The following is a 9,077-nucleotide window of genomic DNA, read 5'->3' as shown; positions in this document are numbered from 1 at the left end:
GACCCGGGACGCGGCCGCGCCCGGCTCCCTCCGGGCGCTCCTGCGGGACGCCCTCGCGGATCCGGCCGCGACCTGGAGCCTCGGCGGCTACGGGGCGGGCGCCACCTTCCGGCGCGACGCCGGCGAGCCCGCGGACCCCCTGGACGACGGCCGCCTCGGCCTCGCGACGCGACGCGGCGCCATCGCGTTCGCGGGCGGGGCCGAGCTCCGCGGGGAAGCCGAACTCCGCGGGGAAGCCGGGCTGCCCGGCGGAGCCGGGGACCCTGCCGGGTTGCGGCCCGTCGCCTACGAGACCGCCCTCGGGGACGCGGCCTGGAGCCACGCCGTCGCGCTCTGCCGGCCCGCCGGGGCCTGCGCCGGGGCCGGGCACAGGCTGGTGACGGAGCTCGGCCCCGACCGGGAGGCCGCCCGGCCGCAGGACCGGGACGGGGTGCTGTTCTGCCTCGGCCTCGGGCTGGCGCAGGCCCGGGCCTGCGTGCGCGTCCGCGCTCCCGCGTCCCTCCGTGCCCTGAGGGCGGCGTGCGGGCGCCCGGACGGCCTCCTGCTCTGGCCCCGCCTCGGGCTCATGGCGGGCACGGTCGTCGTCACGGCGGGTCCCCACCGGGTCGAGGTCGCGCCCGGGGGCGATGCCGGCGGGCCCCGCGCCGACCTGCACGAGACGCTCCTGCGCCTCGGCCGCACCCACGCCGCCACCGCCCCGATCCCGGCCGGGTGGGTGCCGGTCGCCCACCTGCACCCGCCCCATCCGGTGACGCGGGAGGCGGGCGGAGGGCTCGCCTTCGACGCCCGGCGCCACGCCGCCTTCCAGGCCCTGCTGGCGCGCTGGGGCGATCCGGGCCTCGTGGCCCTGAAGCGCCGGGTCCTGGCCGGCGACCCGGTGCCGCAGCCCGCGACGCGGTTCGGGCGGGCCGCCGTCCGGGTCGCGCGGGCGCAGCGTCGCCTCGCGGCCGGCGGCTGACGGCCCAGGACCGGCCCCCGGCCCCGGCGGAGCGGGTCCGGCACAGAAAAAAGGCCGCTCTCGCGAGCGGCCCGAAGTCTAGGGAGGAAACGCCCAAAGAGGGCAGCATGACCGCGACGCCATCGCGGCCCTGCACCTCCTGATGTAGGACGCCGCCCGCCCTTCGCAAGTGCGAGACGGCACCCGGCGGCGCGTTTCCCGGGCGGCGTTCCGCCCGGAGGCGGGGCCGGCGACGCGAAACACCCCCGCCGGAGGCCGGCGGGGGTGCGGGACGTCGTCGCGAGCGCCGTCGGCCGGCGCCCGGATCCTCAGCGCCGCAGGATCTTGGTGACGATCCGGCCGACGAGGTTGCCCGATTGCGGCGTCCGGTCCTCGGCCCGGGCGTTGGGGTCGTCGTTCCCCAGGATCTTGGTGACGATTCGACCGATCAGGCTCATCGCATCCTCCTTGCCGGATGTGGGCGCGGTGTGGGTGTGGAGTTCAACGGCCGACAGGCTTTGCTGTTCCGGGCGGCCCCTCACGCGAGCTCCGCCATCGTCTCGAACACCAGGGCGTGGCGGGCCGCCAGCGCGTCGATGTCGGCCGCGTAGCCGCCGCCGATCACCGCCACGAGCGGGATGCCCCGGCGGCGGGCCTCCCCGACCACGTGGCGCTCGCGCCGGCGCAGGCCCGCGTCGGTGAGCGAGAGGCGCCCGAGGCGGTCGTCCCGGTGGGGATCGACGCCGGCATTGTAGAACACGAGGTCCGGCCGCAGGCCGTCGAGGAGTCGCGGCACGTGCAGGGCGAGCGCCGCCAGGTAGGCGTCGTCGTCGAGGCCGTCCGGCAGGCCGACGTCGAGGTCGCCCGGGACCTTGTCGGCGGGGTAGTTCCTCTCCGCGTGCATCGAGAAGGTGAACAGGTCGGGCTCGCCCGCCAGGCAGTCGGCGGTGCCGTCGCCCTGGTGGACGTCGAGGTCGACCACCAGGGCCCGGGCGATCGCGCCCTCGCGCTTCAGCGCCAGGGCCGCCACCGCGACGTCGTTGAAGACGCAGAAGCCGCCCCCCGCGGCCCGCCGGCCGTGGTGGCTGCCCCCGGCGGCGCTGCCGGCGAGCCCGCCCGCGAGGGCGAGGCGCGCGGCGAGCAGCGTGCCGCCCGCCGAGGCGAGGGAGCGGCGCGCCACCCCGGCATCCACCGGCAGCCCGATCGCCCTCTCGATCGCCCGCGGCACCGTGGCGGTGACGACCTGCTCGACGTAGCCCCGGTCGTGCGCGAGCCCGACGAGGTCGGGCGTCGCCGGCTCCGGGGTCACGAACCCGCCCGGCACGAGTCCGCGCTCGACGATGATCTCGGCGAGCCGCCCGTACTTGCGCATGGGGAAGCGGTGCCCCACCGGCAGCGCCGCCTCGTAGGCCGGATGGAACACGACCGGGACCATGGTCTCACCTGCGATCCGAAACCCTCACAGGCGCCAACGCGAGAGCGCGGCCCGGCGCGAGCGCGACCGCGCGCCGCGGGGTGCGGCTCGGGCCCGCGGGGTTGCCCCACCGTCAGCGCTGTCCCACAAGCGATACGGGACGCGTCGCGGCCTGGACACGGTTTGAACACGAACTCCGCCGACCCTCGCGGGAGGACGGAGCCAACGCGCAGCCGGGGGGCATGGCGGACCAGTCGAGAGTGCGTCGCGGCGCGTCGAGCGCGTGCCGATCATCGGATGCGAGGCGGGGGCGCCGCGTCGGGCTGGTGCTCGCCGTCGGGACCCTCGGCCTGGCCGGGGCGGAGCCCGCCCGGGCCTTCGACCTGTTCGGCCTGTTCGGCGGCGAGGAGCCGCCGCCGGCCCCGAGCCCCGCGGCCCTGCCCTACGCGGTCCGCTTCCAGGGCGTCGAGGACGAGGACCTGCTGCGGGCGCTGCGGGACACGTCGAGCCTCGAGCGGCTGCGGGCCGAGGCGCCGCCCGACGGCGAGGGCCTGCTGCGCCGGGCCGAGGCCGACCTGCCGCGCCTCCTCGACGCGCTCTGGGGCTTCGGCTACTACGACGGCCGCGTGAGCGTCCGGATCGAGGACGTGGTGCTCGGGGGCGACGCCGCCGCCCGCAGCGCCGTGCGCGCCGCGGAGGCCGCGCGCAACCGCACCCTGGTGGCGGTGCGCATCGCCGTCGACCAGGGCCCGCTCTACCGCCTGCGCACCCTCGCGGTGCGGGACCCGGCCGGCCGCCCCTTCGGGCCGGACGCGGTGCCGCCGCGCCTCACCCGCGTCGGGGACGACGAGGCCGCGCGCTCCGCCGCGGTGCTCGCCCGCGAGGCCCGCCTGGTCGACCACTTCCGCGCCCAGGGCCACCCCTTCGCCAAGGTGCTGCGGCGCGAGCCGGTGGTGGACCACGCCGCCCGCGTCATGGACGTCGCCTTCGTGCTCGACCCGGGCCCGGCGGCGGCGCTGGGCGCCGTCACGGTGCGGGGCACGCGGGACCTCGACCCGGCGGTGGTGCGCTCGTTCATCTACGCCGAGCCCGGCGACCCGTACTCGCCCCAGGCGCTCGCCGGGATCCGGCGCTCCGTCGCCCGCATCGAGGCGCTGGGGGGCGTCCGGGTGCGGGAGGGCGAGGCCCTCGACCCCGACGGCACCCTGCCGGTCTTCGTCGACGTGACCGAGCGCGCGCCGCACATCGTCGGCGCCTCGGCCCGCTACTCCACGGTCGACGGGCCGGGCGTGCGCGCCTACTGGGCCGACCGCAACCTGTTCGGCGGCGGCGAGACCCTGCGCATCGACGCCGACCTGTCGTATCTCGGCCTCGGCACCGACTACTACGCCCGCCGCCGCCGGCTCGCCGGGATCGAGACCAACGGCCTCGGCGGCCGGCTCGCCGCCACCTTCGTCAAGCCGGCCCTGTTCGGCACCCGCAACGACCTGCTGGCCGGCGCCTTCATCGGCCGCGAGGTGCAGCAATCCTACGTCAGCGACGCCGCGGGCGGCACCCTGGCCCTGCGCCACCGCTTCGGCGACGCGTTCTCGGTGCAGGCCGGCATCGAGGGGCGGGCCGGCTCCGACCGCGACGCCCTCGGCCGGGTCGATTACGGGCTGGTCGGCCTGCCGGTCGGGGTCACGTACGATTCCACCGACAGCCTGCTCGACCCGACCCGGGGCGTGCGGCTGACCGCCTCGGTGACGCCCTACCCGGGCGTCCTCGGCTCCGATCCCGGCCTCCTCCTCGCCAAGGCCCAGGGCTCGACCTACTGGGCCCTCGACGACGAGGCCCGCACCATCCTGGCGGCCCGCCTCGGCCTCGGCTCGGTCAGCGGCGCGGGGCTGGCCGAGATCCCGGCCTCGCTGCGCTTCTTCGCCGGCGGCGGCGGCTCGATCCGGGGCTACTCCTACCGCACGGTCGGGCCGGTCGGCCCCTACAACCTGCCGATCGGCGGGCGCTCGCTCATCGAGGGCTCGGTCGAGGGCCGGATCAAGCTCACCGACACGATCGGCGTCGTGCCGTTCGTCGACGCCGGCACCGCCTTCGCGTCGAGCCTGCCCGACTTCGACGAGCGCATCCGCGTCGCGGCGGGCATCGGGCTGCGCTACTACACCGGCATCGGCCCGATCCGGGTCGACCTCGCGGTGCCGCTGAACCCCGACAAGGCGCTCAAGCAGCCGCCGGTCGCCCTCTACATCAGCCTCGGTCAGGCCTTCTAGATGACGCACGCCCAGGTCAGCGCCGGCGGGCCCGTCCCGCCCCGTCCCGCGGCCGGGCCGCGCCGCCCGCGGGCCCGGGCCGGCCGGGCGGCCGCCCTCGTGCTGGCGCTCCTCGCCCTCGCCTGGCTCGGGCGCGCCACCGCCGGGCGCGCGGCCGAGGGCGAGACGACGATCCTCGGCGACCTGCTCTCGCGGGCGCTCTCGACCCCGACCTCGCGGGTCTCGATCGGCGCCGTCGACGGCGCGCTCTCCTCCGACGCCACGATCCGGGACGTGGCGATCGCGGACCGCGACGGCGTCTGGCTGCGCCTCGACCGCGCCCGCCTGATCTGGCGCCGCACCGCGCTCCTCGCCCGCCGCCTCGAGGTCGACCGGCTGGAGATCGGCCGGCTGGAGGTGCTGCGCCGGCCCCTGCCCTCGCCGAGCCCGGCCGCCGCCAACGAGCCCCTGCTGCCGGACCTGCCCGTCAAGGTCGCCGTGAAGGCGTTCGCCCTGAGCGAGCTCGTCCTCGGCGAGCCGGTGCTCGGCGAGGCCGCCCGCATCGCCGGCGCCGGCCAGGCCACCCTCGGGGACCCCCGGGAGGGTCTCGACCTCGCCCTCGGGGCGCGCCGCCTCGACCGGCCCGGCACCCTCACGGTCCGGCTCGCCTTCGTGCCGGAGGGCGCGCGCCTGGAGCTGAAGCTCGCCCACGACGAGCCGGCCGGCGGCCTCGCCGCCCGCCTGATGGGCCTGCCGGGCCTGCCGCCCGTGAGCCTCGACCTCGACGGGCGCGGGCCCCTCGACGCCTGGAGCGCCACCCTGGGCTTCCAGGCCGGCGAGGGCATCGGCGCCGAGGGCCGGGCGCGCATCGACCGCGCCGGGGCGGAGCGCCGCATGAGCCTCGACCTCGCCTCGCGCATCGAGGGCCTGATGCCCGGGCCCGCCGCGGCGGTGTTCTCCGGCACCACCCGCCTCGACGGCGCCCTGCGGTTCTCCGACGACGGCGCGCTGCGGGTCGACCGCTTCGACCTCACCTCCCGCACCGCCCGCCTGAGCCTCGCCGGCAGCCTCGACGCCGCCCGGACCGCCGACCTGACGCTCCAGGCCCGCGCGCTGCCGACCGAGGGCGCCGTGACCCGGGCCGCGCAGGCCGAGATCGAGTCGCTGACCCTCGACGGCAGCCTCAAGGGGCCCCTCGACGCGCCCCGGGTGGCCGGGCGCCTGCGGGCCGCGGGCCTCGCGGCCGCCGGCAGCCGCCTTGAGCGGGTGAGCGCCGACCTCTCGGCCGAGCCCCTGCCGCGGACGCCCGCCGGCCAGGCCTTCCGCCTCGCCGCCGAGGCCAGGGTCGAGGGCCTGCGCCTCGCCGACCCGGCCCTGCGCCGGGCCGTCGGGTCCCGGGCCGCCTTCCGGCTCGCCGGCCGCATCGACCCCGACGGCGTCGCGGACCTCGACGAGGTCTCCCTCGAGGCGCCCGCCGCCAGCGCCCGCTACGCCGGCCGGATCGGCCGCGACGTGGTGGCGGGCACGCTCCGGGCGGACCTGCGCGACCTCGCGGCCCTCTCGCTCGCCGCCGGCCGGCCCCTCGCCGGCCGCGTCGCCGCCACGGCCCGGCTCAGCGGCGACCCGGGCCGCGCCGGCGTCACCGCCGACCTCGAGGCGCGGGCGGCCGGGCTCTCCCTCGGCACCCCGGCCCTCGACCGCACCCTCGGGCCCGAGCCCCGCCTCGACGGGCGCCTGACCCGCCTGCCCGACGGCTACGCGTTCCAGAACGTGCGGCTCGCCGGGGCCGCCGCGGCCGGAACGCTGGAGGGCCGCGCCACCCTGGCGCGGGCCGACGTCGCCGGCCGGATCGACCTCTCGGACCTCGCCACCCTCGACCCGGAGCTCGCCGGCCGGGCCGGGCTCACGGCCCGCCTCACCGGCTCCCTCGAGCGCCCCGACCTCGCGTTCGGGCTCTCGGCCCCCGACGCCAAGGCCCTGGGCCGGCCCCTGCGCGACCTCGCGGCGGAGGGCGTGCTGCGGGACCTCGCCGGCGCCCCCGACGGCACGGTGCGGCTCTCCGGCCGGGTCGACGGCAAGGCCCTCACGGGCGACCTGCGGGTCGCCCGTGAGGGCCGCGAGTGGCGCCTCGACCGGCTCGCCTTCGCGCTCGGCTCGGTCAGCCTCTCGGGGCGGGCCGTCCTCGATCCCGCCACACCCCTCGCCGAGGGCGACCTGACCCTGCGGGCGGGCGACCTCGACGACCTCTCGGCGCTCGCCCTCACGCGCCTCGGCGGGCGCCTCGAGGCGGCCGTGAGCCTCGGCCGGGCCGGCGGCCGGCAGGACGCGCGGCTGCGGGCGACGGGCGAGGGCGTGCGGGCGGCGGGCCTCGCGGTCGCGCGCCTCGACGCCGACCTGTCCGGCACCGACCTCTGGTCCGCCCCCCGGGTCGAGGGCCGCCTGAGCGCCGACCGGCTGGTCGTGGGGGGCGAGACCGTCGAGACCCTCCGCCTCGCGGCGAGGCCGGGCGCCGGCGGCAGCGACCTCTCGCTCCAGGCCCGCGCCCGGGGCTTCGCCCTCGACGGCGCCGCGACGCTGGTGCCGGGCGCCGGCCCGCGCCTCGACCTCGCCCGCCTCAGCGCCGTCCGGGGGGGCGACCGCCTCGCCCTCGCCGGCCCCGCCGCCCTGACCTTCGAGGAGGGCGGCATCCGGATCGAGGGCCTCGCCGTCGCGGCCGGGACGGGCCGGGCGAGCCTCGAGGGCCGCGTCGGGCGCCGCCTCGACGTCCGGCTCGGCCTCAAGGCGGTGCCCCTCGCCCTGGCGCGGATCGCCTCGCCCGGACTGGCGCTCGCCGGCACCCTCGACGGCGAGGCGGCGCTCACCGGCACGCCCGAGAGCCCGGAGGGCCGCTACGCCCTCGGCGTCTCCCGCCTCGTCACGCCCGCGACCCGCGCGGCCGGCCTGCCGCCGGTCGAGGCCCGGGCCTCCGGGACCCTGGCCGACGGCCGCGCCGGCGTCGACGGCAGCGTCTCGGCGGGGCGCGGCCTCCAGGTCGCCGTGACCGGGTCGGTCCCGGTCGAGGCCGGCGGCACCCTGGCGCTGCGGGCCCGCGGCGCCCTCGAGGCCTCCCTCGCCAACACGCTGCTCGCCGCCGGCGGCCAGCGGCTCACCGGCCGGGTCGCCCTCGATGCCGGGCTCGGCGGCACCCTGCGGGCGCCGCGGGTCGAGGGGGACGCGGTCCTGTCGGGCGGCAGCTTCACCGATCCGCTCCAGGGCATCCGCCTCACCGACATCCAGGGCCGGGTGACCGGGCGGGGCGACGCGCTGGTGATCGAGCGCCTCTCCGCCGCGACCCGCAACGGCGGCACGCTCCAGGTCCGGGGCCGGGTCGCGGTCGATCCGGCCGCGGGCTTCCCGGGCTCGCTCACCGTCACGGCCGACCGGGCCGAGCTGGTGGCGAGCCCGCTGATGACCCTCGTGTCGGGCCTGAACCTGTCCCTGACCGGGCCCCTCGCCCGCACGCCGCGGGTGTCGGGCGAGGTCGACGTGGTCTCGCTCGCGGTCGCGGTGCCGGACCGCCTGCCCGCCACGGTGCAGCCCCTGCCGGGCCTGCGCCACGTCAACGCCCCGCCGGACCTCAGGGCGCGCCTCGACGCGCGGGCGCGGCGGGAGGCCGGGGCGCGCCGCGGGCGCCCCGCTCCGCCCTTCACCGCCGCCCTCGACCTGACGGTGAACGCCCCCGGCCGGATCACCGTGCGGGGGCGCGGCATCGACGCGGAGCTCGGCGGGGCCCTGCGGCTCACCGGCACCTCGCGGGCACCGGTGGCCAACGGCGGCTTCGCCATGCGCCGCGGCCGGATCCAGATCGTCGGCCAGCGCCTCGACTTCAGCCGCGGCCGCCTGACCTTCGCGGGCGACCTCACGGCGCCGGACCTCGACTTCGCCGCCCAGGCCCAGGCCGGCGACGTCACGGCGCGCATCGCCGTCACCGGCCCGGCGAACCAGCCCGACTTCGCCCTCTCCTCCGAGCCGCCGCTGCCCCAGGACGAGGTGCTCTCGCGCCTGCTGTTCAAGAAGGCCTCGGGCGGCCTGTCGCCGTTCCAGGCCCTGCAGCTCGCCCAGGCGGTGGCGCAGCTCTCCGGCGGCGCAGGCGGGCCCGACGTGTTCGAGAGCGCCCGCAAGGGCTTGGGCCTCGACAGCCTCGACATCCAGGCCGGCGCCAGGGGCGGCGCCGCGGTCGGCCTGTCCCGGGCGATCAGCGACCGGGTCGACGTCGGCGTCCGGGCCGGCGCCCGTCCGGAGGACAGCGCCGCCGTCGTCACGTACGACGTGACCGGCCGGATCAAGGTGCAGGGCGAGGCCGGGGCGGACGGCCGGACCGCCGTGGGGGTGGGCGCGGAGTGGGAGTACTAGGGAGCACCCCCGGCGCCGGGGCGGCCATTCCGCCGCCGGGGCGGCCGGCGCAGGCCGGAGAGCCCGGGTCGATCGAACCGGGACGGGCGCG

5 protein-coding genes are annotated in these 9,077 nt (G+C 78.9%); 3 read left to right on the top strand and 2 right to left on the bottom strand.

What is annotated here, in order from left to right; genetic code table 11:
• On the top strand, positions 1 to 958 hold a 958-nt coding region (locus tag DT057_RS02840; RefSeq protein ID WP_338103492.1), incomplete at its 5' end, for a DUF6925 family protein.
• A gap of 308 nt (positions 959 to 1,266) precedes the next feature.
• On the opposite strand, the gene DT057_RS02835 is transcribed toward DT057_RS02840, so the two are convergent.
• Positions 1,267 to 1,395, bottom strand: a complete 129-nt coding sequence (locus tag DT057_RS02835; protein WP_128560613.1) for a TFIIS helical bundle-like domain containing protein — start codon at positions 1,393 to 1,395, stop codon at positions 1,267 to 1,269.
• Positions 1,396 to 1,475: 80 nt separating this feature from the next.
• Positions 1,476 to 2,372, bottom strand: coding sequence for a histone deacetylase family protein (locus tag DT057_RS02830; protein WP_128560612.1), 897 nt, complete (start codon positions 2,370 to 2,372; stop codon positions 1,476 to 1,478).
• Between the two features lie 221 nt (positions 2,373 to 2,593).
• On the opposite strand from DT057_RS02830, the gene DT057_RS02825 reads away from it, so the two are divergent.
• Together DT057_RS02825 and DT057_RS02820 are read left to right on the top strand one after the other, a co-directional pair.
• Positions 2,594 to 4,615 (top strand): autotransporter assembly complex protein TamA, encoded by a 2,022-nt coding sequence (locus DT057_RS02825; protein ID WP_128560611.1) that lies wholly within the window; start codon positions 2,594 to 2,596, stop codon positions 4,613 to 4,615.
• A complete protein-coding gene (locus DT057_RS02820) occupies positions 4,616 to 8,986 on the top strand; it encodes a translocation/assembly module TamB domain-containing protein (RefSeq protein WP_128560610.1) in 4,371 nt (1,456 codons plus the stop codon).
• The last annotated feature ends 91 nt before the right edge of the window (positions 8,987 to 9,077 follow it).

Origin of the sequence: Methylobacterium crusticola, assembly GCF_003574465.1 — a bacterium.
GTDB classification, from domain to species: Bacteria; Pseudomonadota; Alphaproteobacteria; order Rhizobiales; family Beijerinckiaceae; genus Methylobacterium; species Methylobacterium crusticola.
The sequence above is the reverse complement of the archived record's forward strand: the minus strand, read 5'-3'. Positions and strand labels throughout refer to the sequence as shown.